At 65.4% G+C, this 25,990-nt stretch carries 25 protein-coding genes and 1 pseudogene; 12 read left to right on the top strand and 14 right to left on the bottom strand.

All coding sequences use genetic code 11. The features are described 5' to 3' along the window. Positions 1–73: 73 nt before the first annotated feature. Positions 74–583, bottom strand: a pseudogene (locus tag KNN17_RS22755) (polysaccharide deacetylase family protein); the annotation flags it as partial. A 220-nt stretch (positions 584–803) separates the two neighbouring features. Here KNN17_RS22755 and KNN17_RS05520 point away from each other — a divergent pair. From KNN17_RS05520 to KNN17_RS05500, 5 genes are all read left to right on the top strand, one after another. Beyond that, positions 804–998, top strand: coding sequence for a DUF1918 domain-containing protein (locus tag KNN17_RS05520; protein WP_241707819.1), 195 nt, complete (start codon positions 804–806; stop codon positions 996–998). 69 nt (positions 999–1,067) lie between these two features. Further along, positions 1,068–1,556: a DedA family protein gene (locus tag KNN17_RS05515; RefSeq protein ID WP_241707818.1), complete on the top strand. Its 489-nt coding sequence runs from the start codon at positions 1,068–1,070 to the stop codon at positions 1,554–1,556. A gap of 32 nt (positions 1,557–1,588) precedes the next feature. Next, entirely contained in the window at positions 1,589–2,392 is an 804-nt protein-coding gene (locus KNN17_RS05510) for a thioesterase family protein (protein ID WP_241707817.1), read from the top strand. Next, complete coding sequence (locus tag KNN17_RS05505; protein ID WP_241707816.1) at positions 2,392–3,168, top strand: lipoate--protein ligase family protein; 777 nt, start codon at positions 2,392–2,394, stop codon at positions 3,166–3,168. Before KNN17_RS05510 ends, KNN17_RS05505 begins: the two co-directional genes overlap by 1 nt. Before the next feature lie 29 nt (positions 3,169–3,197). After that, positions 3,198–5,498 (top strand): FdhF/YdeP family oxidoreductase, encoded by a 2,301-nt coding sequence (locus KNN17_RS05500; RefSeq protein WP_241707815.1) that lies wholly within the window; start codon positions 3,198–3,200, stop codon positions 5,496–5,498. Positions 5,499–5,532: 34 nt separating this feature from the next. Here the strand turns inward: KNN17_RS05500 and KNN17_RS05495 are convergent, their stop codons facing one another. Next, on the bottom strand, positions 5,533–5,790 hold the full coding sequence (locus KNN17_RS05495) for a mycoredoxin (protein WP_059389319.1): 258 nt from the start codon (positions 5,788–5,790) through the stop codon (positions 5,533–5,535). A 208-nt stretch (positions 5,791–5,998) separates the two neighbouring features. On the opposite strand from KNN17_RS05495, the gene KNN17_RS05490 reads away from it, so the two are divergent. Further along, entirely contained in the window at positions 5,999–6,442 is a 444-nt protein-coding gene (locus tag KNN17_RS05490; RefSeq protein ID WP_241707814.1) for a universal stress protein, read from the top strand. Between the two features lie 13 nt (positions 6,443–6,455). Here the strand turns inward: KNN17_RS05490 and KNN17_RS05485 are convergent, their stop codons facing one another. Next, positions 6,456–6,845, bottom strand: a complete 390-nt coding sequence (locus tag KNN17_RS05485) for a hypothetical protein (RefSeq protein ID WP_078108751.1) — start codon at positions 6,843–6,845, stop codon at positions 6,456–6,458. Between the two features lie 184 nt (positions 6,846–7,029). On the opposite strand from KNN17_RS05485, the gene KNN17_RS05480 reads away from it, so the two are divergent. Continuing rightward, positions 7,030–8,247: an MFS transporter gene (locus KNN17_RS05480; protein WP_241707813.1), complete on the top strand. Its 1,218-nt coding sequence runs from the start codon at positions 7,030–7,032 to the stop codon at positions 8,245–8,247. On the opposite strand, the gene KNN17_RS05475 is transcribed toward KNN17_RS05480, so the two are convergent. From KNN17_RS05475 to trxB, 3 genes are all read right to left on the bottom strand, one after another. After that, on the bottom strand, positions 8,237–9,484 hold the full coding sequence (locus KNN17_RS05475) for an APC family permease (protein WP_241707812.1): 1,248 nt from the start codon (positions 9,482–9,484) through the stop codon (positions 8,237–8,239). The genes KNN17_RS05480 and KNN17_RS05475 overlap by 11 nt on opposite strands. Positions 9,485–9,488: 4 nt before the next feature. Beyond that, complete coding sequence (locus KNN17_RS05470; protein ID WP_241707811.1) at positions 9,489–10,739, bottom strand: Nramp family divalent metal transporter; 1,251 nt, start codon at positions 10,737–10,739, stop codon at positions 9,489–9,491. A 170-nt stretch (positions 10,740–10,909) separates the two neighbouring features. Continuing rightward, on the bottom strand, positions 10,910–11,887 hold the full coding sequence (trxB, locus tag KNN17_RS05465) for a thioredoxin-disulfide reductase (RefSeq protein WP_241707810.1): 978 nt from the start codon (positions 11,885–11,887) through the stop codon (positions 10,910–10,912). A 66-nt stretch (positions 11,888–11,953) separates the two neighbouring features. Here trxB and KNN17_RS05460 point away from each other — a divergent pair, with 66 nt between their 5' ends. Further along, positions 11,954–12,472 carry a GNAT family N-acetyltransferase gene (locus KNN17_RS05460; protein WP_241707809.1) on the top strand — a complete coding sequence of 173 codons (519 nt, stop codon included), beginning with the start codon at positions 11,954–11,956 and terminating at the stop codon, positions 12,470–12,472. A gap of 28 nt (positions 12,473–12,500) precedes the next feature. Here KNN17_RS05460 and KNN17_RS05455 read toward each other — a convergent pair whose 3' ends face one another. From KNN17_RS05455 to KNN17_RS05440, 4 genes are all read right to left on the bottom strand, one after another. Next, positions 12,501–13,097, bottom strand: coding sequence for a TMEM175 family protein (locus tag KNN17_RS05455; protein ID WP_241707808.1), 597 nt, complete (start codon positions 13,095–13,097; stop codon positions 12,501–12,503). 152 nt (positions 13,098–13,249) lie between these two features. Continuing rightward, the gene (locus KNN17_RS05450; RefSeq protein WP_241707807.1) at positions 13,250–14,233 is read right to left on the bottom strand and encodes an aldo/keto reductase; all 984 of its coding nucleotides are present in this window, start codon (positions 14,231–14,233) and stop codon (positions 13,250–13,252) included. A gap of 13 nt (positions 14,234–14,246) precedes the next feature. Then, the gene (locus tag KNN17_RS05445; RefSeq protein ID WP_241707806.1) at positions 14,247–15,290 is read right to left on the bottom strand and encodes an NAD(P)-dependent alcohol dehydrogenase; all 1,044 of its coding nucleotides are present in this window, start codon (positions 15,288–15,290) and stop codon (positions 14,247–14,249) included. 126 nt (positions 15,291–15,416) lie between these two features. Beyond that, positions 15,417–16,979 carry a CehA/McbA family metallohydrolase gene (locus KNN17_RS05440; RefSeq protein WP_241707805.1) on the bottom strand — a complete coding sequence of 521 codons (1,563 nt, stop codon included), beginning with the start codon at positions 16,977–16,979 and terminating at the stop codon, positions 15,417–15,419. Between the two features lie 234 nt (positions 16,980–17,213). On the opposite strand from KNN17_RS05440, the gene KNN17_RS05435 reads away from it, so the two are divergent. After that, on the top strand, positions 17,214–17,456 hold the full coding sequence (locus KNN17_RS05435; RefSeq protein WP_241707804.1) for a hypothetical protein: 243 nt from the start codon (positions 17,214–17,216) through the stop codon (positions 17,454–17,456). Between the two features lie 100 nt (positions 17,457–17,556). Here KNN17_RS05435 and KNN17_RS05430 read toward each other — a convergent pair whose 3' ends face one another. The 4 genes from KNN17_RS05430 to KNN17_RS05415 form a co-directional block, all read right to left on the bottom strand. Further along, positions 17,557–18,162, bottom strand: a complete 606-nt coding sequence (locus KNN17_RS05430) for a DUF305 domain-containing protein (RefSeq protein WP_241707803.1) — start codon at positions 18,160–18,162, stop codon at positions 17,557–17,559. 135 nt (positions 18,163–18,297) lie between these two features. Beyond that, on the bottom strand, positions 18,298–18,726 hold the full coding sequence (locus KNN17_RS05425) for a hypothetical protein (protein ID WP_241707802.1): 429 nt from the start codon (positions 18,724–18,726) through the stop codon (positions 18,298–18,300). Positions 18,727–18,822: 96 nt separating this feature from the next. After that, a complete protein-coding gene (locus KNN17_RS05420; RefSeq protein WP_241707801.1) occupies positions 18,823–19,650 on the bottom strand; it encodes a slipin family protein in 828 nt (275 codons plus the stop codon). Positions 19,651–19,855: 205 nt separating this feature from the next. Further along, positions 19,856–20,041 (bottom strand): hypothetical protein, encoded by a 186-nt coding sequence (locus KNN17_RS05415; protein ID WP_241707800.1) that lies wholly within the window; start codon positions 20,039–20,041, stop codon positions 19,856–19,858. 83 nt (positions 20,042–20,124) lie between these two features. Between KNN17_RS05415 and hrpB the strand changes: the two genes are divergently transcribed. From hrpB to KNN17_RS05400, 3 genes are all read left to right on the top strand, one after another. Then, a complete protein-coding gene (gene hrpB, locus KNN17_RS05410; protein ID WP_241707799.1) occupies positions 20,125–22,878 on the top strand; it encodes an ATP-dependent helicase HrpB in 2,754 nt (917 codons plus the stop codon). 69 nt (positions 22,879–22,947) lie between these two features. Then, entirely contained in the window at positions 22,948–23,700 is a 753-nt protein-coding gene (locus KNN17_RS05405; RefSeq protein WP_241707843.1) for a M50 family metallopeptidase, read from the top strand. A 112-nt stretch (positions 23,701–23,812) separates the two neighbouring features. Then, positions 23,813–25,990, top strand: a complete 2,178-nt coding sequence (locus KNN17_RS05400) for an elongation factor G-like protein EF-G2 (protein WP_241707798.1) — start codon at positions 23,813–23,815, stop codon at positions 25,988–25,990.

Here is a 25,990-nt window from a genome sequence, read left to right as displayed (position 1 = left end):
CAGCGAACGGGCAGCTTGGGCAGCTCGCGGGTGAACGGATGTCGCCGAGCCCGCGGCCGCTGGCAAATCCACAGTTCTTCACATCAGATTGAACGGACGCGTTCTCGGCGGCAAAAGGATAGGCGAAGTTGTTCACCTGGAATCCCCAGCTTTCGAGCGTCGACTTGCCGTTGCAGATCTCGGCGCTGGCGGCTGCCGAGGTGAGCGTGGTGAGATCCGGGTGGGTAACCGTGTGGCCCCCGATCTCGTTACCGTCGCCCGCGATGGTATGCAGGTCGGTCTGCGTGAGGTACCCCGGGGTGCCGATCCAGCTGGTGGTGATGAAGAAGGTTCCCACCAGGCCGTGGGCTTTCAACACCTGCTCGGCGGCAAGCTGGTTGCCGTTGCCGTCGTCGAAGGTCAAACTCACGATGGTCTGGGCTGCCGCCCGGGCGGGAGCGGCGACTCCGGTGAGGGCTCCCGCCGTGAGCAGGAGGGCGCCCAGGACGGCCACGATCCGCTTGTACTTTTCGGGGTTGCCTATCCGGCGAATTCCGGCCGCTCGCGGGCCGTGCTTCCTGAAACGCTGATCCAAGCTGCGCATGGCTCCTCCACGAGACGAGGGCCCCCAGGTGGCGTATGAATGTAGGGTACGCCTTCGCTCGCGCAGGTTGAACACGAAAACAATCAAAATCCGAATTCACAGCTTGCTCCAAGGTTCCGGGGAGTGGGGCCGGGCAGGCACGGCCGCGTCGGCCGGCCGTCTCAAGCCTGTTCCCACGACGGCCCAACACTCGTACTCTGAATGCTGGGAGGTGGTTCCTGTGGAAGCAGCCCAGGGAGATCGGATCATCATTCATGGCAGGACGGTCGGGGCATCGGACCGGCATGGCGAGATTATCGAAGTCCGCGGAGCAAATGGTGCGCCGCCGTACTTCGTGCGTTTCGACGACGGCCACGAGACCATCCTTTATCCAGGTGGTGATTTCACGATCGATCGCACAGGCGGCAGGTCCTAACCGAGAAACGGCCGTCTTCCGCCTTGAGCTAAGGTAGGACTTAGCTGCTGAAGAGACCGGGGGGCGCGCGTGGACCAGATCCTCGACCTGCCCTTTGAGGTGGCACTTGCGGCGCTGTTCGCTGGGGTGATGGTCCGGGTCAACGCGACATACTGGATCGGCCGCGGCGCAGCGGCGGGAATGGAACGCACGCGTTTCGCACGCGCTCTGCATCGCCCCAAAGCAAGCAAAGCGCAGGCGTTGATACAGCGCTTCGGCCCCTACGCCGTCGTACTGACCTTCCTCACCATCGGACTCCAAACGGCCGTCAACTTTGCTGCGGGGGCTGCGAGAATGCCACTCAGCCGGTATCTCCCTGCGGCGATAGTGGGCTCCGGCATCTGGGCCTTCGTCTACGCGACTATTGGTCTCGCGGCGATCGATGCTTGGCTCGCTGTCCTAGCGGCCTCCCCGCTGGCAGCTGTTCTCCTGGTTCTCTCGCTCGCCGGACTTGCAGCCGGCCTGGTCATGTGGCGCCGACGTCGGACGGCCGTGGCGCCAGAAGATACAGTGGTCTGAGTTCCATTACCGGACCGGCGAAAGGGCAGGCGTTGAGTATTGAGCTTCCGGACCTTGCGGAAGGCGGTTTCTACTACGAATCGCTCGGGAACGGGCGGTTCCGCTCGACCATCCACGCCCAGGGCGCGTGGAATCCGCATGAGCAGCACATGGCGCCCGCATCGGGCATCATGGCCGATGCCCTGCTCCGACACGAGCCGCGCGACGACGTCCGGATGGCCCGCCTCAGCTACGAAATCCTGGGGTTGATCCCGGGCGGCGAATTCGACATCACTACGACGACGCTCCGCCCCGGCAGGACAATTGAACTGATCCAGGCGGAACTCTCGGCGGCTGGACGCGTGGCTATCCGGGCCACCGCCTGGCGCATGGCCACCAGCGACACGAGTGCGGTGGCCGCGATAGAGGACGTCGCCATGCCGGCCCCGGACGAATGCAAGCCGTGGGACGGGGCGAGCGTGTGGCCGGGTGGCTACATCCGGTCCCTGGAGATGCGGATAGCGGAAGGGCACCGGGCCGGTTCGGGCAAAGTCTGGATCCGCACAGAGCATCCGCTCACCGATGCTGCGGACAGCCGCGATCTCGCGAGGCTCGTTGGACTCGTTGACACAGCCAACGGCATCGCCGCCCGCGTTTCGCCCGGTAAGAACAGCTATATCTTCCCCAACCTTGACCTGCAGATCCACATGTACCGTGAACCCGCAGGGGAATGGCTGGGACTGGACAACATGGTCTCCTTTGGCAATGACGGCATCGGCCTGACGTCCACGGTGCTTCACGACATCAGCGGCCCCTTCGGCCGTGCCGAGCAGATCCTGACGCTGAGGAAGAGCTGATGGTGGAGGACGCCGCCCGGCCATTGCGCACGCTGACGGTGGTGCGCCAGGAAGAATCACTCGGCGTCGCTGATGACCTTGACTTCGGAATCGAGCTCCTCAACCGTGCCCGCAGGGGGCTGCTGGGACCAACACTGAGGTTGTACCGGCCCCGCCCTACCGTGGCGTTCGGGCAACGCGACGCCAAGCTGCCGGGATTCCAGGCCGCGTCCGAGGCTTGCCGGGACCTGGGCTTCGAACCCTTGATCCGCAAGGCGGGTGGCCGGGCAGCGGCCTACCACCGGGGCACCTTGGTGATCGACCATGTGGAGCCGCACGCCGACGCGATTGCCGGGGCGAAGTCCCGTTTCTCCTTCTTTGGCGAGCTCCTCGCGGGTGCGCTCCGCCGCGTCGGCGTGCAGGCCGCCGTCGGCGAGATCCCCGGCGAATACTGCCCGGGTGAGTTCAGCGTCCACGGCCTGGACCCGGATTTTCCAACCCACCAGATCAAGCTGGTCGGCACCGCCCAGAGGGTGGTCTCCGGGGGATGGCTGTTCAGCTCGGTGATCGTCGTCGAGAATTCGGCGCCCATCCGCGAAGTCCTCACGGCCAGCTATGAAGCCCTTGGCCTCGAGTGGGACCCCGCCACAGCCGGCGCCGCCAACGACCTCTTGCCCCAGCTGGACGTACCCACGGTGGAAGACGCCGTCGTCGCGGCTTACTCGGAATACGCCCGGCTCGTCGACGGCGATTTCCAGGACCTGCTTCCTGTGACGAGCACCAGCACGCCGTTGTAGGCCACAAAGGCCGGGACTACGCTTGAACAATGGACAAGAAACCGTCCGTCGTCCATGATTCCGATGCGGACCTCACCGTCGGTCCGCCGAAGCGGTCCGCCGCGGGATTGCCGAGCCTGGTGGACTCCTTGCCCCGTGCGTTGAGCGACATGGGGCCGTCCCGTGCCTGGAAGTCCTTGCTGGCCATGAACCAGAAGGATGGCTTCGACTGCATGAGCTGCGCGTGGCCGGATCCTCCGGAGCGGAAGGTGGCCGAGTTCTGTGAGAACGGCGCGAAGGCCGTCGGGTGGGAGGCCGATCCGCTCAAAGTTCCGTCCACTTTCTGGGACGAGAACGACGTCGACTCCCTCGCCGAACGTTCAGAGTACTGGCTGGGACAGCAGGGCAGGCTCGTGGAACCCGTCTACAAACCCGCAGGGGCGAGCCACTACCGGCCCATCAGTTGGGACAATGCGTTCCGGATTATTGCCCGCGAACTAAACGACCTGGAATCGCCCGACGAGGCAACCTTCTATACGAGCGGACGGACGAGCAACGAAGCCGCGTTCGTCTACCAGCTCTTCGTCCGGGCGTTCGGGACCAACAACCTCCCCGATTGCTCGAATATGTGCCACGAGTCCACCGGGCTGGCCCTCGGGGAGACGCTCGGCGTGGGCAAGTCTGCCGTAACGTACACGGACTTTGCCAAGGCGGATTTGATCATCATCATGGGCCAGAACCCGGGGACCTGCCATCCCCGGATGCTCACCGCATTGGAAGAGGCAAAGCTTGCCGGCGCCAGCATCGTGGCGGTGAACCCGCTGCCGGAAGCCGGACTCATCAACTTCAAGAACCCGCAACGTCCCCGTGGACTGGTAGGCAAAGGAACGGATTTGGCAGACCAGTTCCTGCAGATACGCCTCGCAGGAGACATGGCGTTGCTCCAAGCAGTGTCCAAGCGGGTGCTGGACGCGGAGAAGGCGGCGCCGGGGGCCGTCCTGGATCACGCGTTCATCGAGAAGCACTGCCAAGGACTCGAAGAGTTCCGAGCCCATATCGACCATCTGGACGAGCAGGAGGTCCTCGCCGCGACGGGCCTGAGGACGGAGGAAATCGACGAGCTTGCCTCCCGCTACCTGCGTGCCGAGAAGGTCATCATCACGTGGGCCATGGGCCTGACCCAGCACAAGAAGGCCGTGATGACCATCAAGGAGATCGTCAACCTGCTCCTGCTCCGCGGGAACATCGGCAAACCCGGCGCAGGTCCGTCGCCGATCCGTGGACACAGCAACGTCCAGGGGGACCGGACCATGGGCATTTGGGAGAAGATGCCGGAACCGTTCCTCAACGCCCTGCAGCAGGAATTCGGCTTTGACCCGCCCCGGCACCCGGGCCTGGATTCCGTGGACAGCATCCGCGGCATGCGGGACGGCCGGATCAAGGTGCTCGTCGCGCTCGGTGGAAACCTCGTGCATGCCATGTCCGACACCACAGCGGCCGAGTCAGCAGTCCGCAAGACCCGGTTGTCCGTCCAGATTTCCACGAAGCTCAACCGCTCCCACGCCGTAGTGGGGGAACAAGCGATGATCCTGCCGACCATGGGCCGCACGGAAATAGACCGTCAGGCCAGCGGCGAGCAGTTCGTCACCGTCGAAGACACGGTCTGCGCGGTTCACCGTTCGGCGGGAAGGCTGGAGCCGATTTCGGACAAAGTCTTGTCCGAGGTGGCGATCGTGTGCCGCATGGCCGGCACGGTACTCGGCGATAAGGTCCCGGTTGATTGGCACGGCTTCGAGGCGGACTACGACACCGTGCGCGAACACATTTCCCATGTGGTGCCGGGCTTTGAGAACTTCAACCAGAAGGCCCGGAGCCGTGACGGTTTCGTCCTGGCCCACGGCCCGCGGGACGAGAGGAAGTTTCCCACCGCCACCGGGAAAGCAATGTTCACGGTCAACGACCTTGAGACCATCCATCTCCCCGAGGGGCGTTTGCTGCTCCAGACAGTGCGCTCCCACGATCAGTTCAACACAACCACCTACAGCATGAACGACCGCTACCGGGGCGTGAAGAAGGGCCGCATGGTGCTTTTCGCCCATCGTGACGACCTGGCTGATCTGGGCCTTGCCGATGGTGGCTATGTGGACGTGCACAGTGAAGCCGACGACGGCGTGGACAGGGTACTGCGGCAGTTGCGGCTCATCGCGTACCCGACGGCGCGCGGTTGCGTGACTGCCTACTACCCGGAAGCGAACGTCCTGGTACCGCTGGATTCGACCGCCGAAGGCAGCAACACTCCCGCGTCCAAGTCCGTCGTGGTGCGCCTGGAACCGGCTGCGCCACCCGGATGACTCCCTAATCGGGATTAAGGCGGCAAGGCGGGGTTCAGGCGGCGAGGCGCGCTTCGACCTCGGCTGCGGATGGGTTGGTGGCCGCGGTACCGTCCGGGAAAAGGACCGTGGGGACGGTCTGGTTGCCGCCGTTCAGCTTCTCCACGAGTTCGGCCGTGCCCTCAACCTCTTCGATGTTGATCTCGTTGTAGCCGATGCCCTTGGCGTCCAGCTGCTTCTTGAGACGGTTGCAATAACCGCACCAAGTGGTCGAGAACATAGTGATGGTGCCGGATTCGGGAGTGAAGTCCACGGATTCTCCTGTCGTTGTTGTGACGAACTACTCGCGTCAACGGTAACCCGGCAGGCGGTATTCCTTCGTGCGCATGTGTCACATGACACTCAAGGGAGCGGATGGAATAAGCATTCTGCCGCGAAATGTGACTTTTGGCCCTGCAAGACAGCTCGGTTCGCCGTCAGGCTTCAAGAACCAGAGGTTCCCCTTCCGGCAGGAGTACGCCATGGACCAGGAAGCATTCACGGGCAAGATCGTTGTTGGTGTTGACGGATCTCGCGCTTCAATTGAGGCCCTCAAGAAGGCCCGAAACATAGCGGTGCCGTTGGGGGCGCAGGTCGTTGCCATGGCGTGCTGGTCGTTCCCGCAGGTCTACGGAGGATATGTAGCCATGGGCGTCGAGGATTACGAGAAGGAGGCCCAGGGAATACTTGAGGAATCGCTGTCACGGGCGTTTGGCCCGGTTGTCCCTGAAGACGTTACGTCGCGCCTCCTCTGCGGTCCACCCCGGGACTTGCTCATCGACGCCAGCAGGGATGCCGACATGGTTGTTGTTGGCCGGCGGGGCCATGGAGGATTCGCCGGGCTGTTGCTCGGCTCGGTCAGCTCTGCCTGCGTGGCCCACGCCCACTGCCCCGTCCTGGTTGTCCGTGCCCCCGAGGAGGGTTGAACCCGGGATGATCCTAGAGCGACTCTTCGACAGCCACGCCTGACTGGAACTCGCGGCCGTCGGCTTCACTGAAGGCCGTCATCACATGCCCCTTGCCAAGGCCGTTGATCGCCGAGAGGGGGAAATGGCCCGTAATGGTGTTCCCCGAGTGCTCAACACCCTTGAGGTCGTAGTTCTCCTCGGCGCTGAGGTCGTGGTTAAACGAGAAGAAGGCAATCGCCTCCCCGTTCATGAACTCGATGCCCAGTCTTCGTTGAGAGGAATAGTCCGGAGTCGCCGCGACCAGCCCTACGACAAAGGCGCCGGAACCCGGGATGTTGCCCTCGATCTCGAACTTCGCCACGAGCGTGGCTTCCGTGGCGGTAATGCTGGCCTGCTTCAGAAGTGCCTCATGGATGCTCATGGCTCAATCCTGCTCTGTGCGACCTCCGCCGTCCACCCCTGATTCGGCTTTTGTCAGAGCGTGGCGGCCGGCCGGATCTGATCGAGCCCACGCGCGGAATCCGCCCTGACCAGCCGGAAGGGGTGCCGATACAGGTACCGGCAGGCCCTCCCTTACGGCCAGGAAGGCTTCTAGGGTTGAGGGCGTGGATCACCGGAATGAAGGCATGAAGCGATTACTCGTCCCGTCTGCGGCGCTGCTGTGGGGGTTCCAGTTCGCGTTCCTCAACCCTGCCCTGGCACTCCTCCTGGTGGCCCTGTTCAACGCCACCCCTGCGGAGGTGGGATGGGTCCTTGCCGTCTACAATGCCAGCGGCTTCGTCGCCTCCCTTCTGCTGCCTGCCTACGCAGATCGTGCGAACGACTACCTTCGGCCCATGCTGGCCTGCGGGGTCCTGACCCTGGCGTTGTCCGCCCTCCTGGCGGTGGGCACGTCGCTGCCGATCGCCGTCGTGGGCTTGATTGTCCTTGGCGGTCCGGCGGGGGTCGGCAGCTCGCTGCTCTTCGCCCACCTCAGGCACTCGGGTGCCGGAGCGTCGGACGTGATGAACACCCGCGCGATTGTCTCCTTCGCCTGGGTGGCCGGGCCGCCGCTCGCGACGCTCATCATGGGCGCGCTGGGCAACCGGGCCATCCTGCTAGCCCTCGGCGTGGTGGCTGTGCTCAATGTCGCCACGACTGCCGCCATGATTTCCCGACGACGCGCTGCCTCTGTCGAGGATCGTCCCAAGGCCCATGCCGAAGAAGACGGGCAGCTGTTCTCGAAATCAGGCGTCGCCGCCGTCGTCTTCGCCTTTGTCGCCTTGCAGGCCACCAATAGCGCCGCCGTGTCCATCATGAGCCTGTTCGTGACGCAAGGGCTCGGCGTGGACGTCATCTGGGCGGGCGTCGCGCTCGGCGTGTCCGCCGCGCTCGAGATCCCTGCGCTCTTCCTGATCGGGCGGCTGGCACGCCGCTACTCCAGCCGGGCGCTCATCGCCTCCGGATGTGTCGCCGGGATCGCCTACTACGCGGGCATGGCTTTTGTCTCCAACCCCGGCACCCTGATTGCGCTCCAGGTCCTGAATGCCTGGTTCTTCGGGATCGTGGCAGGTGTAGGACTGACCCTGTTCCAGCGGCTGATTCCCCGTCCCGGCCTGGCCTCCGGCCTCTACACCAACACGAGGCGCGTCGGCGCTATCGTTTCTGGCCCCATCATCGCTTTGGGATCGACGACGGCGCTCGGCTACCAAGGCGTCTTCGCGGCGTGCGCGGCACTCACCGTCCTGGCGCTGCTTGTCATCGTGTTGGCCGGGCGGCCGCGGCCGACGCCGGCAAAGGAACGGCCTGCTGCCCCTGCGCCCGCACTTGACGCTAGCGATTGATCCTGACGACGCGAAGGATGATCCCAGCTACGAACATGAGCACGCCCAGGGCCGCCGATAGCGGCGGAAGCGTGGTCACGAGGACGACGCAGGCCAGGGCCCCGAACACCTGGAGGGCCTTGGGGTATCGGCGGTCTTCGTCCGGCTGGGTGAAAGCCGCGATATTGGCGACCAGGTAGTAGACGAGCACGCCGAACGAGGAGAAGCCGATCGCACCGCGCAAGTCGGCGACGGCGACGATCACGCAGATCACCACGGCGAGGGCGGCTTCGGCGCGGTGCGGGACCCGGTACCGGGGGTGGACGGCGGCGAGCCAGTGCGGCAGGTCGTGGTGCCTGGCCATGGCCAGCGTGGTGCGGCCCAGGCCCGCGATGAGGGCGAGCAAAGCGCCGAGGGACGCGACGGCGGCTCCGACGCGGACCACCGGGACCGCCCAGGCGAAGGTCCCGGCTCCGGCCGCGGCAGCGAGCGGCGTCGGAGTGCCTGCAACACCGTCAGGCCCGAGGGCGGCGAGAAGCGTCACTGCGATGATCGCGTAGAGGACGACGGCGACGCCCAACGCTATCCCGATGGCACGCGGAATCGCGCGGCGTGGGTCCCGGACTTCCTCTCCCATGGTCGCGATCCTCGCATAGCCGGCGAAGGCGAAGAACAGCAAACCTGCGGATTGGAGGATCCCGTACCAGCCGTGTGCAAGGAGGCCATCCCCGGGGATGTTGGCCGGGGACGGCGCAGAACCGGTCCAACTGGCTGCCACCCCGATGGCCAGCGCCGCCAGCACTGCGAGAACCAGAATGCGTGTCAAGCCTGCCGTACGGGTCACCCCGTGATAGTTCACGGCGGCGAGGACGACGACGGCGACGATCGCCACGGGACGTTCCCAGCCCGGAGGGGCGGCATAGGCGGCGAACGTCATGGCCATGGCCGCCGCGCTGGCGGTCTTGCCGATGACGAATCCCCACCCGGCCAGGTAGCCGGACCATGGCCCCAGCCGTTCGCGCCCGTAAATGTATGTTCCGCCAGACGTGGGGTATGAGGCAGCGAGTTGAGCGGAGGATGTGGCGTTGCAGAATGCCACCGCTGCCGCGATGACGAGTCCGATCAGCAGTCCTGACCCTGCGGCAGCCGCCGCAGGGGTGAACGCCGCGAACACGCCGGCGCCGATCATGGAGCCCAATCCGATCACGACCGCGTCAAAGGTGCCCAGCCGGCGGGCCAGGGCCTGGGGATTGCTCATGGGATTAGGACTTCCCCGCGACTGTCAAGACGATGAGGACGCAATTGAGGCCGACGATCAGTGCGGCGCTGGTCCACCCGGCAATCTTCAATGCCGTGGAGTCCGTATGGATGCCCATGACCTCACGCTTGCCGGTAAGTCGGATCAGCGGAATCAAGGCGAACGGAATCCCGAAGCTCAGCAGGACCTGGCTCAGCACGAGCGCCAGGGTGGGTTCTATGCCCGCGCCGAGAATGGCCAGCGCCGGAACCAGCGTGACTACCCTGCGGACCAGCAAGGGCACCCGGATCTTGAGGAGGCCGCCCATGACCGTTGCGCCGGCGTAGCATCCGACGGACGTCGATGCCAGCCCCGAGGCAAGCAAACCGACCCCGAAAGCGACGCCGATGATTGGTCCCAGGGCCGAGGTCACGGCGGCGTGGGCTCCGGCGATGGTGTCGGTTCCGTCGACTCCCCGCAGGCTGGACGCGGCCAAAAGGAGCATGGCGATGTTCACGACGCCGGCCAGCATCAGGGCACCCGCGACGTCCACGCGGGTGGACTTGATGAGCCGCGTCCGCACGGCGGGATCCTCCGAGAAACCGTGCCGGTCGCGGGCCAGGGCCGAATGCAGGTAGATGGCATGCGGCATGACGGTGGCACCGAGCATGCTCGCGGCGAGGAGGACAGTGTCCGTGCCCTCGAAGCGCGGCACCAAACCAGCGAGCACTCCACCGGTCTCGGGTGGGTTGACGAAGAGCCCCGAAACGAACCCGACCGCGATGACAGCAAGGAGAATCATGATTGCATATTCAAAGGACTTCTGGCCCTGGGAGGACTGGAGCCCCAAGAGAACCATGGAAGCCAGGCCGATGATGATTCCGCCCGGGAGCAGCGGCAGTCCGAAAAGAAGGTTGAGGGCGACCGCGCCGCCGATGACTTCGGCCATGTCCGTAGCCCCGGCAACCACCTCAGCCTGGACCCAGAACAGCCTGCGGCGGCGGGTTCCCAAGCGTTTGCCCAGCAGTTCCGGAAGGCTCTGGCCGGTGGCCAAGCCGAGTTTCGCCGACTGGTACTGCACCAGGACCGCCATGACGTTCGCCGCTACCAGGACCCACACGAGAAGGTAGCCGTAATTTGCCCCGGCAGTGAGGTTTGCCGCGACGTTTCCCGGATCCACGTAGGCGATCGCGGCGACGAAAGCCGGACCCAAGAAGAGCAGCCGCGACCGCCACCGGGCCTTGCCCGCCGGTCGCTCGGCAATCGTGGCAGCCATGGTTTCCTCAACATCGCGGATACGGACACTTGAGGATACCGTTAAGTTAGGCATGCCGAAAAGTGGTTTTTAGGTACGGCTTGATACGCGCGCACTTTTCCCAACTGACTCGCATTAGGTGTCGTTCTGAGACCTCAAAACGACACCTAATGCGAGTCAGTTGGGTGGGTTCAGGCGTGGGTGGGTTCTTCCACGAGCGCCGTGGCGATGCTGTCCGCGTCGTCGAGCGCGGCGAGGTACCGTTCGGCATCCAAAGCCGCGGCGCAACCCGTTCCGGCGGCCGTAATGGCCTGGCGGTAGCGGTGGTCCACTGCGTCGCCGCAAGCGAAAACCCCGGAGAGGTTGGTAACGGTGGTGGGGGAGTCCACCTTGATGTAACCCTCGGCGTCGAGTTTCACCTGTCCCTCGACCAGGTCCGTCCGGGGGACATGTCCAATGGCAACGAAGATGCCGGTTGCTGCATGCTCGCGCGATTCGCCGGAACGCGTGTCTGCCAGGGTCACCCCGGTGACCTTGGCGTCGCCGTGGATGGCGGTGATGGCCGAGTTCCACGCGAAGCGGATTTTCGGATTGTCCTTGGCCCGCTGGGCCATGATCCTGGAGGCCCGGAGCTCCTCCCTGCGGACGACGACGGTCACGGTCTTCGCGAACCGGGTCAGGAACATCGCTTCTTCCATCGCGGAATCGCCGCCACCCACCACGATGATGTCCTGCTCACGGAAGAAGAAGCCATCGCAGGTGGCGCACCAGGAAACGCCGTGTCCGCTCAGCCTCTTCTCTTCGGGCAAACCGAGTTCCTTATAGGCCGAGCCGGTCGCAAGGATCACGGCGGGCGCCTCGTGGGTGTCGCCCGAGCCGGTGACCACGCGCTTGAGGTACCCCGTCAGCTGGACTTCAGTGGCGTCGTCGAAGACTATTTTGGCGCCGAAGCGTTCGGCTTGCTCCTGCAGGCCATCCATGAGTTCGGGACCCTGGATGCCGGCGGGGAAGCCGGGGAAGTTCTCCACTTCCGTGGTGTTCATCAACGCGCCGCCGGCGGTGACCGAGCCTGCAATGACGAGGGGGCTCAGGCCCGCCCTGGCTGCATAGATTGCCGCGGTGTAACCGGCAGGGCCGGATCCGACGATGATCAACTGTTCTTTGTTCATGGGACAAGTGCAACAAGGTCGGGGGATTCAATCAAGGGCCCGGCCATCCACGGGCATAATGGGTGGATGTTCAGCGAAGCCGGAGCCGTCCTGATCCGGCCCATGCGTCCCGGGGATTGGCCCGAAGTCCGAGCGATTTTCACGGAAGGCATCGGGACCGGGCAAGCAACCTTCGAAGCGGCCGCTCCCGAATGGGAGCAATTCGACGCAAGCCGCCTTCCGGACCACCGTTTCGTCGCTGAAGCATCCGGGCTCGTACTGGGATGGACGGCCGTTTCCGCTGTGTCCTCGCGACCGGCTTATGCCGGTGTCGTCGAACATTCCGTCTACGTCGCCGGTTCTGCCCGCGGACGGGGTGTCGGAGGCCTGTTGTTGAAAGCGCTGGCTGCGTCCACCGAAGATCGTGGCATCTGGACCATCCAGTCGAGCATTTTCCCCGAGAACCAGGCCAGCATCCGCCTTCACCAGGCGAATGGATTCACGATCGTCGGCCGCCGTGAACGCATCGCACGCATGATCTCGGGACCTTTTGCCGGCCAATGGCGGGACACGCTCCTGCTCGAGCGGCGCTCACGGAAGGTCTGACGTGCTTCCTGCTGATCCCTGGCTCACGCTACTCCGCCCAGTCCTGGTGTGCGCGGGTGACAAAGTGCTCCACCCGCCGGTCGGGAACGAGCCAGATCAGCGCCACGACAGTGTAGGCGGCGACGGCGAGCAAAGGATGCACGAAGCAGAGGCCAAGACCTGCAAGATAGATGAGGGGTGACGTCTTCCCCTTCCAGTCCCGGCCAACCGCCTGTGCGAGTGGACCCTGCCGCCCCTGCTGCCGGATCAAGGACTGCTGCAGGACGAAGTAGGCAATCGCGGCGCAGAGCAGGTTGAACCCGTAAGCCAGCACCGGGACCTCGGCGAAACCCGTCTCATCCATCCAGCGTGTGCTGAACGGGAAGAGGGATATCCAGAACAACAGGTGCAGGTTCGCCCACAGAATTCTGCCGTTGACCCGGTCCGCCAAGTGGATCATGTGGTGGTGGTTGTTCCAGTAGATCCCCACGTAGACGAAGCTGAGCAGGTAGCTGAGGAACGTGGGAAAGACGCTGAGCAAGGCATGCCAGCTCGGTTCCGGTGGCACCCGCAGTTCAAGCACCATGATGGTGATGACAATGGCGAGGACGCCGTCACTGAATGCCTCAAGCCTGTTCTTGTTCATCGGATTGCCTTCATGGGGAAATCATCGTTGCTGCGGACCCCCGTGGCCAAGTGACACTCCCTGACAGCAGAAAGCCCCCACGAAGCGCGAGCACGCGGCCAAGGGCCATGGTGCTTGCGCCCGCAGGGGCATTCGAGCCGAGGGCCGCCGGATCAGGTCCAGTGCGGCTTGAGGACCTCGGTCCGGTCTGTCGCCGGGGCCGGGGTTGGCGAGAGGGCCGAGATCTCGTCCCGGAGTTCCGCCGTCATCCCGACGTCCAGCGCGGCCAGGGAATCTTCGAGCTGTTCGAGGTTCCGTGCTCCGGTGATCGGCGCAGTGACTGCCGGATGCGACATTGCCCACGCCACGGCCAGTGTCGCAGGCTTGATGCCGGATTCCTGGGCGAACGCGGTAAATCGATCGGCAGTTGTCAGGTCGCTCTCGACGCCGTACCGGTCTGCATAGCGGGCATTGTCGACCAGCCTGCCGCCTTCGGGACGCTTGCCGGCACCATATTTGCCGGTCAGCAGCCCCGCTCCGAGTGGGCTGTACGTGATGACGCCCATGTTCTCGGCCTGGGCCAGCGGAAGAATCTCCACTTCCGCCTGCCGTTTGACCAGGTTGTACATGGGTTCGATCAGCTCGAACCGCGCGAGACCCTCCTTCGCGGAGATGCCCTGAGCGGTCGCGATTTGCCAGGCCGCCCAGTTGCTCACGGCAGGGTGGAGGATCTTCCCCTGCCGCTGCAGATCGTCGAGCGCGCGCAACGACTCTTCGATGGGAGTGTGCTCATCGAAGGCGTGGACAAAGTAGAAATCGATCCATTCTGTGTCCAGGCGCTTCAAGCTTGCCTCGACGGCGCGCACGATGTGCTGGCGGGACAAGCCCTGGGCATTGATGTCCGCGCCGGTCGGGTAGAACACTTTGGAGGCAATGACGACTTCGTCCCGGCTGTCCGAGACGAGCTTGCCCAGGATCTCCTCCGAGCGGCCGCCGCCGTAAACATCGGCAGTATCGAAGAAGTTGATGCCCAGCTCGCGGGCCCGGTGGAACATGTCCGCTGAGGCCTGTTCGTCGGCTTCGGAACCGAACGACATTGTCCCGAAGCACAACGGCGAAACCTGCACTCCCGTTCTGCCTACCGTGGTGTACTGCATTCTTTTCGCTCCCCTAACCCAGTGTCGAGCTGTCGATCACGAAGCGGTACCGCACATCGGACGCGAGAACGCGCTCGTAGGCGTCGTTGATCTTGTCGGCCGGGATGACCTCGATCTCGGCACCAAGTCCATGCTCGGCGCAGAAATCGAGCATCTCCTGGGTCTCGCGGATGCCGCCGATTGCCGATCCGGCGAAGGAGCGCCGTCCTGTGATGAGCGAGAACACATTGACCGGGAGCGGCTCCGCCGGTGCGCCCACGTTCACCAGCGCGCCGTCGAGCGTCAGCAACTGAAGGTAGGAGCTGATGTCGATCGGGGCGCTGACCGTGTTGATGATGAGGTCGAACGACCGCGCAAGCTCCTCGAAGGTGGCCGGATCGCTCGTGGCGAAGTAACTGTCGGCGCCCAAGCGCAGGCCGTCTTCCATCTTCTTCAACGACTGGGACAACACGGTGACCTCGGCGCCCATGGCGTGAGCGAGCTTGACGGCCATGTGGCCCAGCCCGCCGAGTCCTACGACTGCGACCTTCTTGCCCGGGCCGGCACCCCAGTGCCGCAGCGGCGAATAGGTGGTGATGCCTGCGCACAGCAGGGGAGCGGCGGCGTCGAGCTCTATTCCTTCGGGGATACGCACCACGAAGTCCTCGGTCACGACGACGTGGGTGGAGTAGCCGCCCTGGGTGATGGTCCCGTCACGGTCGACGGCGCCATAGGTACCGGTCATGCCTTTCAGGCAGTATTGCTCCTCGCCCTTGCGGCAGTTCTCGCATTCGCGGCAGGAGTTCACCATGCAGCCGACGCCGACGCGGTCCCCGACCTTGTGGCGGGTGACCGCGGGGCCGACTTCGGTGACGATTCCGGCGATTTCGTGGCCCGGGGCCAGAGGGTAGGACTGCGGTCCCCAGTCCCCGCGGACCGTGTGGATGTCTGAATGGCAGATGCCTGCGTACTTGATCTCGATCAGCACGTCGTGGGCGCCGACGTCGCGGCGCTCGATGGTGGTGGGGACGAGGGCTTCGCTCGCGGAGGGGGCGGCGTAAGCGTTGACGGTCAGCATTATTCTCCTGTTGATGGACGGAGGATTGGCACTTTCCATCAAACAGGAGAATTCCAAGCTGAGGGAGTCCCTGCTAGTAGGGGTACTGGCAGGGCCTCCCTCACATTGAATCGGATCCGTCGCGGACTAGCTGGCACCCAGGAAGATCGGGTTCGTCAACGCCGCCATGGGTCCGAGCGGGATGGCAGTTCCCATCTCCGTGCCGCTGCCCGAGGTTCCGTCGAGCTTCGGATGGCGGACCTCCACGCGAACGTAGGCCGCGAGCTGCGGGGTGGTCACCCACGTGCTCGTTCCCTGGCCCGACGCCGGAAGGGTGACCTGCTGGGTCTGTCCCTCATCCGTGATGAAGCGCACGACGCCGTTCGGCACCCCGGCGATTTTCGCCGTCACCGTGACGCGGGCATCTGCGGCGACGTTGAGCCGCTCGCCAACGGTCGCCCTCTTGCCGCCGGACGTGACCTGGAAATCCACTGAGACGTCGGCGGACTCTGCGATCCAGTTCCGTCCGTTGCGGATGCCGTCCAGCAGGGCATCGCGCGACAGAGCCGCGGCGTTGACCACGTTGTGCGGGAGCCCGATGACCTGCGGAACACTGTGGGCGTCGCTGTTGCCCATGGCCGGGAGCCACCGGCCACCTGTGCGCACGGAGTGGGCCAGCATCGAGTCCCACGTGTTGACGGAGGACTCGTCGTCAATGGTCCACGGGCCCGTCCATACCTCTACGGCGTCGGCGTCGTCGTAACCGAACTTCCAGCGGCAGGCGACGTAAGGGCAATAGGGGTGTGCGGGGACAACGATTCCGCCGGAGGCGTGGATCCGCTGGGCTTCCTGCTCGAACCCCTTGTCGCGGGCCCGGTAGCGCCAGTCGATCCATTCGCCGGGCTCCAGGCCAAGCGCGAGGTAGTGGCCGTTCCGCGTGGTGACTTCCTCGCCCGTGAGGATGAGCAGGTCGTTGCCGGCGAGCGGCCCCCAGACGCCGTGCGATGCCGGCGTGTTGTGGTCCGTGGAGATCATGAAGTCGAGGCGCGCGGCGCGGGCGCCGGCTGCGACCTCTTCGGGGGTGCGCTTTCCGTCGGAGTAGACGGTGTGCAGGTGCGCATCGCCGCGGTACCAGGCCGCACCACGGCCGGCAATCTGCTGCGGCGGGTACTGGGGCTTGAACGGAGCGACGTCGGGTCCATACTCAAGGGTGATGTTGACGGTGTAGTCGAGGCCTTGCTCGGCTACCTGGTACGGGCCGAGGACGACGTTCCACGTGCCCTTTCCGATCGGTCCAGGCAGGTAGCCCGGCGTCGTGTCGCCGGCGCTGATGCTGAATTCGGTGCGGAAACCGCCGGACCAGCCGCGGAAACCCTTCCCGGCGAGATCGGTGCCCTTCTCATCGAAGATTCCGATGTCGCAGGCGTTCCCGAGGAGTCCGGAGGCCACCTGGGGCTTGCTGTAGGTATACGAAACGCTGATCTTGTTGACGCCGGCGGGGACGTCGATCGGCAAATAGACGAAATCTGCGGCGCCCGGTTCCAGATGCCCGGTGATCGTCTTGCTCTTGCTGGTTCCGGTGGCGGCTGCCGCGAACGAAACCGGGGCCAGGGTCAACGCCGCGCCGGTCAGGGCGGCGGCGAGGAAGCCGCGGCGGGTGGCGGAAAAGGAGACATTGTCGCCCGAATGGGCTTTGCATGGTGAAGTCACTCCCTCGATGTTGCCGAGCGTTACTGAACAGTAGGCAACGGAACCAAGAACGCAACATGAAACCGGAAGCGCCAGCAAGCCGGGTCCATCCAGTGGACATGTCCTCAACGGACCCTTGCCACGAGCCATGCCCGGGCTTACTGTTCTTGGCATGCACCAAGGGCTGGGGCGACGGCGCAAACCTTTCCCGTGGACCGAACAGGACGGTGTTTTCAGATGTGCGATATTCCGGGTTTGATCAGTCGCCTTCAATCCGAAGACCTCGCGCGATTGCGCGAAGCAGGCAAAGAAAAGCCCTTGGAACCGGGGATGGTCGCCGCGATAGATGCCGCGGCCGGCGGACCAGGCGAAGGCCGCGGCTATTACGTGGTCAGCGGTTCCTTGTATCCGGTGGACGCCAGGGACTACCACCTCAGGGAAGATGTAGCGGAGGCCGTGCTTGCATCGGAAGGAACCTCCGTAGACGTGACGGCCTAAGGCCGGGTCAGCCATAACCCGAGGCCGCCGAGCGCCGGCCCCCCTGGAAAACCGGGTGGGCCGGTGCTTTGGGCTGGATGTGCCTTTCGCTAGTCCGAATCTACAGCGTGCCCAATAACTCCTGCATTTCCTTGATCTCGGCCTCCTGGGCCACCACGATGTCCTTGCCGAGTTTGAGGGCGTCCGCGTTCTTGCCGTCGGCGCCTTCCTTCTGCGCCATGGCCACGGCCCCTTGGTGGTGGGCGATCATGTGGGTCAGGAACAGCCTGGCAGCTTCACGGCCCTGGGCCGCCTCGAGTTTCGTCATGTCCCCGTTGTCCACCATTCCGTTCATGGTGTGGCCGCCCGACATCTCCGCCGGCTCGTTCCAGTCCCTGAGCCAGCCCGTCATCTTCTCGATCTCCGGTCCTTGGGCTGCCTTGATCCTGCCGGCGAGCGCAGTCACCTGGGCAGGGATGCCGTTCTTGGCGAGCACACCGTCGCTCATCTGGACGGCCTGGGCATGGTGGGGGATCATCATCCGGGCAAACTCTGCGTCCGCGGCGTTGTGGTCTGCCGGCGCGGACGCCGCTGAACCGGCAGGGGATGCGGAGGCGCTTCCGTGGTTCATTCCCGGCATGCTGCTGTCGCTGGTTCCAGCCGAGCAGCCGGCAAGCGCGATTGCAGTGGCAACAGTAATGGTGGTCATGGCAAGGTTTTTTCTCATGCTTTTGGGGTCCTTCAATCATCAGCCTGCAGAGGTGCGGCTGTGCGGGACGCGCACGGCAAACCCACCGTGTGGGCGGCGCGTCAGGGAGGAGTCTTGTGCAGCGGGCGGGCAAGCCCGGTGCGGGTGTGGATTCTACGTGCGACTGATGCAGAGATCGCCCGGGGAAGGACTACCCGGACGGTGCGCATAGTCGGAGACCAGGACACCTGCTCCTGCTGCCCCCGCAGTGGCATAGGGCGGGACGCCGGGCAACGGTGCTGTCAGCGTGTTGTGGCCCGGCGCAGGGACGCAGACGGCGTGCAGGGCCGACATCCCGGTGCAGCTGCCTGGGCATGTGCACGACGGCGCGGGTGGAGAATCCGCGTGGTGGACTGCGGGGTGGCTAACGACAGAGGCTTGGCTCACGACGGCGGCCGGGCCCGCCGCGGGGGTGGCTTGCATGCTGTGGCCACCCGCCATGACGTGCATCCCGACGATTCCGGCGATGATCGCAAACAGTCCTGCCAACAGGCCGATGCGGAGGAGGAAGGCGGTGGCACGGCCCCGTAGGGGGTCGGTCATGGTCTTCCTCCTTCTGCAGCTTATGCGCTCTGTTCCCGCGCTTTACGACGGGTTCAACGAGTATAGGCCGCGTTCAGTTTCATCCTGCTGTCGGTCTCACCCGGCCATGGTCCGTCCCGTCATGGTCCTCGGGGGCTGAGCAGCTTTCGCCGCGGCGGCTTCGCGGGCGAGGAATGCTCCGAGCTCGCCGATGGTGCTCATCAAAGGCGCGGGGAAAACGACGGTGGTGTTCTTGTCCACGCCGATCTCCACCATGGACTGCAGGTTGCGCAACTGCAGGGCCAATGGGTGGGCCATCATGGTGTCGGAGGCCATGCCCAGTGCGGCTGCGGCCAGGGACTCGCCTTCGGCGGCGATGATCTTGGCACGCTTCTCACGCTCGGCCTCGGCCTGGCGGGCCATGGCGCGCTTCATGCTCTCCGGCAGCTGGATGTCCTTGAGTTCCACGAGGGTCACTTCGACGCCCCATTCCAAGGTCAGTCCATCCAGGATCTGGCGGATGTTGGCATTGATGACGTCTGTTTCCGCGAGCGTTTCGTCGAGCGTGTGCTGGCCTACTACTTTGCGCAGCGTGGTTTGTGCGATCTGGTCGATTGCGGCGTAGACGTTTTCGATCGCAAGGACGGACTTGATGGCGTCCACCACCCGGAAATAGGCGACGGCGGAAATGTCCAGGCTGACGTTGTCCCGCGTGATGATGCCCTGGGACTGGATAGGCATGGTGACGATCCGCAGGGAGACTTTCCTCAGCCGGTCGACGAACGGGATGATGACCACAAGCCCAGGGGTCCGGAGTCCCTGGACCCTCCCCAGCCTCAACAGGACACCACGCTCATACTGCGTGACAATGTGGACGGCCATCGCAAACCAGATGACCAGCAGGACAATCAAGACAATCAGCCAGGTGATGGCGTCCGCTGTCATGGCCGCACACCGGCTTCGTCGCTTAGCTCTGATGCATTCATGGCGGAGATCCTTCGGTGGCAGTGGAGGGAAAAGGGAGCCCACTTTCCGCAGCGGGGCGGGCGAACCGCTCACGTTGTATCTCCAGTAAATACCTTGGATTCGCGGAGTTGTAGGGCCACACGAAAGGAATGCCCCCTGGGGACATTCCTTTCAATGCCGTGGCCTAGACCCTCTCGCGGGTCCGGTCGATAACCGGCTCCGGATTGTTCGTGAACTCACGGTGGCGGCGTGGGAAGGCCCAGAACATGAAGTCCTTCGCGTCCACCTTGGGCTCAGGGCGTTCCTCGGGTTCCTGTGAGGCATCTTTCCTGGTGTCCCGCCGGAAATCCTTGTTGTAGCCGTAGCACATCACAGACCTCCTTCTAGCAACTGCCTTTTAATCGTCCTCCCGATTCGGCAAGGAGTCCACCTTTGAGGGTCCGATCCGCATCTATGCACAATGGAGAAGTGAAATCCCCACTCGTTCCCCGGAACGCCGCGCTCGCCTACCGCCCTTTCGACCTGGACAGGATCGGCGCGGGACTGGTGTTCGGAGAATCGCTGGGGGAACTCGCCAAAGCCCTCGATGCGGGAGGAGCGGCAGGAACCGCCGTCGTGCAAGCGCCCCCGGGGACCGGCAAGACGACCCTTGTGCCGCCCTTGCTTGCCAACATCGCACTCGCCAGGAACGAGGCCGGCGCCGTCACAGGCAAAAAGCTCCCTCGGATGGTGGTGACCCAACCACGACGGGTGGCAGCGCGATCAGCGGCACGGCGCCTCGCCGCCCTCGACGGCAGCGGGCTCGGCGATCGGGTCGGGTACACGGTCCGCGGAGAAAGTCAAACAGGTCCGGGCACCATCGTTGAGTTCGTTACCCCCGGAATCCTCCTGCGCCGACTGCTGGCGGATCCCGGCCTTGAGAACGTCGGCACCGTGATCCTGGACGAAGTCCACGAGCGCGGCCTGGAGACGGACCTTTTGCTCGGAATGCTCATAGAGGTCCGTGAGCTGCGGGACGACCTGACGCTTGTCGCGATGTCGGCAACCCTCGACGCGCCACGGTTTGCCGCGCTGATCGGAGGCGCCGGCGCCGGAGAAGGCGCAGGCGGGAAGCACGACGGCGGCGGCCCGGCACCCGTCGTCGACTGTCCCTCCGCGCTGCATCCCTTGACGGTGGACTGGGCGCCCGCGGCAGGTCCACGGTTGGACGGACGCGGCGTGGCCCGCGCCTTCCTGGACCATGTGGCGGATACCGCCGCGGCGTCGTACACGGAGACGCTCGCAGCTGATCCGGATATCGACGCCCTGGTGTTCCTTCCTGGTGCGTGGGAGGTCTCCTACGTCGCGTCCCGGCTGCGCGCCAGAATGGCTGCGAGGCTACCGGGAGTGGAGGTATTGGAACTTCACGGCCAGGCAAGTCCGGCGGAACAAGACCAGGCGGTTTCCGGCCGGGAGCCCGGCGGACCTCCCCGGATCGTCGTCTCGACTGCCCTGGCCGAGTCCTCGCTGACAGTTCCAGGAGTCCGGCTGGTCATCGATTCGGGACTGTCCCGTGAGCTGCGCCGTGACGCCAACCGCGGGATGTCGGGACTCGTCACTGTCTCCTGCTCGCGTGCCTCCGCCGAGCAGCGCGCCGGACGCGCGGCACGCCAGGGGCCCGGACGGGTGGTCCGCTGTTACGAGCAAAAGGCGTATGGTGCCGCACCTGCCCACCCGACCCCGGAAATCGCGGCAGCCGACCTGACGGGCGCCGCTCTCGTCCTGGCCTGTTGGGGATCGCCGGGTGGCCGGGGGCTGGCACTTCCAGACGCTCCGCCCCAAGGTGCCACGGATGATGCCATCGAGGTACTGCGGGAGCTCGGTGCGATTGGCCCTGACGGACTGGCCACGGAGGCGGGAAAGACCCTGGCCAGGATCCCTGCCGATCCACGGCTGGCCCGCGCCCTGCTGGATGGCGCCGCCGCGGTCGGGCACCGGGCGGCTGCCGAGGCCGTCGCCCTCGTGGCGGGGGATCAGCGGGCTCCCGGGGCTGACCTGACGCGCCTTCTGGCCACACTCCGGACGGGCAAGGATCCGGCCGCCAGGCGTTGGGCGGAGGATGTCCGCCGCATGGAGGCGATCGCACGCCAGGAAAGGTCCGGCGTCGGGCCTTCCCTGACCACACCGCCGAGCCGGCCTTCACCGCCGAGCCGGCCTTCACCGGTGAGTCCGGCAGAAGCGCTCGGCTTCGTCGTCGCGCTCGCGTTCCCGGATCGCGTGGCGCGTCGCGTCCCAGGCGCCGGCCCCGAACGCTACCTGCTGACGTCCGGGACACGTGCCGGACTGCCGGCAGGTAGTACGCTCGCCGGCCACGATTGGCTCGCCGTGGCCGAAGTGTCCCGCGCGGAGGGCCGGGATGCGGCGGGCACCGGCGCCGTCATCCGATCCGCAGCCCCCTTGGCAGCGGATGCGGCGGAAGCTGCCGCCAGCCACCTGACGAGCGACACGGTGGAAGCCGATTTCACCCAGGGCCGTGTCACCGCCAAGAGGGAACGGCGGCTGGGAGCGATCCTGCTTTCGTCCACGCCCGTGCGCCCGACCATCGACGACGGGCGCGTTGCCGTCGCCCGCGCCCTGGCGAAAGAGGGCCTGGGGACGATTGGATGGTCGCCGGCCGCCGATGCCTTGCGCCGGCGATTGGCTTTGCTGCACAGGGAACTGGGTGATCCATGGCCGGACGTCTCCGAGCCGGCGTTGCTGGCCCGGCTGGAGAAATGGCTCGCGCCTGAACTCGAAGCGCTCGCAGGAGGCGCTGCCACGAGGGGTATTGACCTGGGCGAGCCGTTGCGGCGGCTTGTGCCGTGGGCTGAGGCGGCCCGACTCGGCGAGCTGGCACCGGAATGGCTTGAGGTGCCGAGCGGTTCGCGGGTGCGGATCGAGTATCCGGACGCGGCCGACGACGACGGCCGGCCGGTAGTGGCCGTGAAGCTGCAGGAGTGCTTCGGTTGGGCAGAGACGCCGCGTGTGGCAGGCGGACGCGTGCCGGTGCTGTTCCATTTGCTCTCCCCGGCCAGGCGACCGCTCGCCGTGACAGATGACCTGGCTTCCTTTTGGTCGGGCCCCTACGCCCACGTCCGTGCGGAAATGCGGGGCCGCTATCCGAAGCATCCCTGGCCCGAGGACCCATGGACCGCGCCCGCCACGGCCAGGACCAAGCGGAAGATGTGATCCCGGTCTGGCGACGGTTCCAGCCCTCTGGGAGGCATTCACAGGCTTTTTCTTTAGGATGCCACGGTGATGAACATGGAATTGCGACCCGCTGACCTGGCCAACGACTGGTGGCAGGCCGTCCTGCGGGGATTCACCACCCAAGAGGTCCCGAACCTGGCGGCCCCGGTTGTCCTGGGTATCCTCGCTGCGGCCGTCGTATTGAGCATCCCGCGGGCCACCTGGCGTTGGTTCGGCCTCTACGTGACCTTCGTGCATGAACTGGGCCACGCGTTCGCCGCCCTCATGACGGGGCGGGTTGTCCACGGGCTACGGATCGGGCTGGACCACTCCGGACAGCTCCTGAGCAGCGGGCGCGGCAAGTTCGGCGCAGCCTGGTCCGGTTTCTGGGGATATCCGAGTCCCGCGGTGGTGGGCGTGGCGCTCATATGGTCCGTGTCTGCAGGGTGGTCCGGGGCGGCCATGTCCGTCGGTGCGCTGGTATTGCTGCTCGCGCTGATCTTCCTGCGGAACTTCACCGGAATCTTCGTCGCGCTCCTGAGCGCGGCGACTGCCCAGCTGCTTGTCATGTTTGCTTCTGCACCGACGGTCAGCCATGTGGTGCTGGGCCTCGGCATAGCGCTCGAGGTGGGGGCCGTGCGGGACTGGTTCAAGGTGGCTGCCGTACATACCGGCCGCCGGGATCGGCTCGCATCCTCGGATGCCTACATCCTGGCCCGTTCCACGGGGGTGCCGTCCTTGTTGTGGCTGGCGGCTTTCGCGGTTGTCATTGCCGCGAGCGCGGCCATTTCCGTTCGCTTGGTGTGGGGAATGCTCTCCTAGCCTGCAGTTTCGGCACGGACTCCCTGGATTGCTCTTGCCGTGCGCCGGTCCAGGGTGTGGAATCGGTAAGCAAAGGACGCGGGGGATCCGGCTTCTACTCCAGGAGGTGCTCATGTCGGCGAAAGGCCCAGGCAGTGCGACGAAGGGGTCGAACCGGACCAACCCCGATCTTCGACGCGCGGACCCCTCCTCGGCGCCGGCCGACCGGCCGGAGAATATCCGCAACGTCGTGCTGATTGGCCGCTCAGGCGCTGGAAAGACGATGCTGCTCGAGTCACTTCTCTACGCTGCCGGCGTCGTGACCCGCATGGGTTCGATCGTCGACGGCACCACGGTGGGTGATTCGGAAGCGACGGCCATCCATCAACAACGGTCCATCGGACTCTCCGCGGCGCCCCTCGTCATCGACGACGTCAAAGTGAACCTTCTCGACACCCCTGGCTACGCGGATTTCATGGGAGAGTTGCGCGCGGGGCTGCGGGCCGCGGACGCGGCGTTGTTCGTGGTTTCGGCAGTGGACGGCGTCGACGTCGGAACCACCACTCTCTGGGGCGAATGCGAGCGCGTCGGCATGCCCCGGGCGGTCGTGATCAGCCGGCTTGACCATCCACGGGCGAACTACGATGCCGTCCTGGCCGAATGCCGGGCCGCCTTCGGCGATTCCGTCCTCCCCCTCTACGTGCCCGTCCGTGACGCCGACGCTGTTTCGGGAGTGCTCGGGCTGCTTTCGGGCACGGTGTCGGAGTACACCCTAGGGGAGCCGCGTCCCGCGGTACGTCCCGCGACCGCGGAGGAACTGGCCGGCGCGGAGGGTGTCCGCGGGGAACTCATCGAGGGCATCATTTCGGAGAGCGAGGACGAGAGCCTGATGGACCGATACCTCGGAGGCGAGGAGGTCCCCATCGATACCCTCGTGGACGATGTGGAGACCGCGATCGTCCGCGGCACGTTCTTTCCGGTGCTGGCAAGCTCTTCCGTGACCGGAGTCGGCACGGCCGAACTGCTGGAAGTGCTGACCCGGGCGTTCCCGTCACCGACTGAGCGAAACCTCCCGACGGTCACCGACTTGGGAGGGACGCCCGTCGCACCCCTGGCATGCGATCCGGAGGGTCCGCTCCTTGGCGAAGTGGTGCGTACCACCGTTGACCCGTTCCTGGGGCGGGTGTGCCTTGTCAGGCTCTTCTCGGGGACGCTTCGCGAGGACTCTGCCGTGCACGTCGGCGGGCACGGGCTGGCCGAACGGGGCCACCCCGACCACGACAGCGACGAGCGGATCACCCACCTTTACTCCCCGTTGGGGTCCAGCCTCCGTCCGGTACAGTTCGCCGTGGCCGGGGACATCTGCGCGCTGGCGAAGGTGGCGAGCGCCGAGACGGGAGATACGGTTTCCGCCCGCGAAGCTCCCTTGCTGGTGGAAACCTGGGACATGCCCGAGCCGCTGATGCCTGTGGCGATCGAAGCGGCGTCGCACGGCGATGAGGACGCGCTGTCCAAGAGCCTGGCCAAGGTAGCCGCGGGAGATCCGACCCTGAGGGTGGAGCGCAACTCCGAGACGCACCAGCTGGTCCTGTGGTGCATGGGCGAGGCCCACTCGGAGGCAGTCCTCGACCGCTTGCGGGAGCAGGGGGTGAAGCTGCAGACAGTGGACGTCATCACGCCCCTCCGGGAAACCTTCGCAGCCCAGGCCGCCGGCCACGGGCGCTATGTCAAGCAATCCGGCGGCCACGGGCAGTACGCGATTTGCGACATCGAAGTGGAGCCCCTTGAACGCGGGGCGGGTTTTGAATTCGTCGACAGGGTTGTCGGCGGGGTCATCCCCGGCACGTATGTCGTCTCGGTCGAGAAGGGCGTCCGGGCCCAGATGGGCAAGGGGGTGCGGGCAGGTTTCCCGGTGGTCGACATCAGGGTGATCCTGGTAGGCGGCAAGACCCACAGCGTCGATTCATCGGACGCGGCATTCCAGGCGGCCGGCGCGTTGGCCTTGCGGGAGGCCGCCGCGGCGGGCAGTATTCAACTCCTTGAACCGATTTCGGCCGTGACGGTCCTTGTGGCCGACGAGCATGTGGGTGCGGTCATGAGCGATCTGTCCTCCCGCCGCGGACGCGTCACCGGGACGACATCCGTCGGCGGAGAGCGTACTGAGATCAGCGCCGAAGTCCCGGAACAGGAACTGCTGCGGTACGCGATCGTACTGCGGGGACTGACGGCCGGCAGCGGCCGCTTCCGCAGGGAGTACTTGCGGCACGAGCCGCTGCCGCCCGGCATAGCCGTCGCCGCGGCGAAAGCCTGA

It is taken from the genome of Arthrobacter bambusae (assembly GCF_022606295.1).
In the GTDB taxonomy this organism is placed as follows: Bacteria; Actinomycetota; Actinomycetes; order Actinomycetales; family Micrococcaceae; genus Arthrobacter; species Arthrobacter bambusae_A.
The sequence above is the reverse complement of the archived record's forward strand: the minus strand, read 5'-3'. Positions and strand labels throughout refer to the sequence as shown.

Bases quoted from the DNA above. Each gene is read 5' to 3' on its own strand.
- KNN17_RS05505 (WP_241707816.1), top strand. From the start codon at position 2,392: ATGGTGGAGGACGCCGCCCGGCCATTGCGCACGCTGACGGTGGTGCGC.
- KNN17_RS05500 (WP_241707815.1), top strand. From the start codon at position 3,198: ATGGACAAGAAACCGTCCGTCGTCCATGATTCCGATGCGGACCTCACC.
- KNN17_RS05490 (WP_241707814.1), top strand. From the start codon at position 5,999: ATGGACCAGGAAGCATTCACGGGCAAGATCGTTGTTGGTGTTGACGGA.
- KNN17_RS05485 (WP_078108751.1), bottom strand. From the start codon at position 6,845: ATGAGCATCCATGAGGCACTTCTGAAGCAGGCCAGCATTACCGCCACG.
- KNN17_RS05475 (WP_241707812.1), bottom strand. From the start codon at position 9,484: ATGAGCAATCCCCAGGCCCTGGCCCGCCGGCTGGGCACCTTTGACGCG.
- KNN17_RS05470 (WP_241707811.1), bottom strand. From the start codon at position 10,739: ATGGCTGCCACGATTGCCGAGCGACCGGCGGGCAAGGCCCGGTGGCGG.
- trxB (WP_241707810.1), bottom strand. From the start codon at position 11,887: ATGAACAAAGAACAGTTGATCATCGTCGGATCCGGCCCTGCCGGTTAC.
- KNN17_RS05460 (WP_241707809.1), top strand. From the start codon at position 11,954: ATGTTCAGCGAAGCCGGAGCCGTCCTGATCCGGCCCATGCGTCCCGGG.
- KNN17_RS05455 (WP_241707808.1), bottom strand. From the start codon at position 13,097: ATGAACAAGAACAGGCTTGAGGCATTCAGTGACGGCGTCCTCGCCATT.
- KNN17_RS05450 (WP_241707807.1), bottom strand. From the start codon at position 14,233: ATGCAGTACACCACGGTAGGCAGAACGGGAGTGCAGGTTTCGCCGTTG.
- KNN17_RS05445 (WP_241707806.1), bottom strand. From the start codon at position 15,290: ATGCTGACCGTCAACGCTTACGCCGCCCCCTCCGCGAGCGAAGCCCTC.
- KNN17_RS05430 (WP_241707803.1), bottom strand. From the start codon at position 18,162: ATGAGAAAAAACCTTGCCATGACCACCATTACTGTTGCCACTGCAATC.
- KNN17_RS05425 (WP_241707802.1), bottom strand. From the start codon at position 18,726: ATGACCGACCCCCTACGGGGCCGTGCCACCGCCTTCCTCCTCCGCATC.
- KNN17_RS05420 (WP_241707801.1), bottom strand. From the start codon at position 19,650: ATGACAGCGGACGCCATCACCTGGCTGATTGTCTTGATTGTCCTGCTG.
- KNN17_RS05415 (WP_241707800.1), bottom strand. From the start codon at position 20,041: ATGTGCTACGGCTACAACAAGGATTTCCGGCGGGACACCAGGAAAGAT.
- hrpB (WP_241707799.1), top strand. From the start codon at position 20,125: ATGCACAATGGAGAAGTGAAATCCCCACTCGTTCCCCGGAACGCCGCG.
- KNN17_RS05405 (WP_241707843.1), top strand. From the start codon at position 22,948: ATGAACATGGAATTGCGACCCGCTGACCTGGCCAACGACTGGTGGCAG.
- KNN17_RS05400 (WP_241707798.1), top strand. From the start codon at position 23,813: ATGTCGGCGAAAGGCCCAGGCAGTGCGACGAAGGGGTCGAACCGGACC.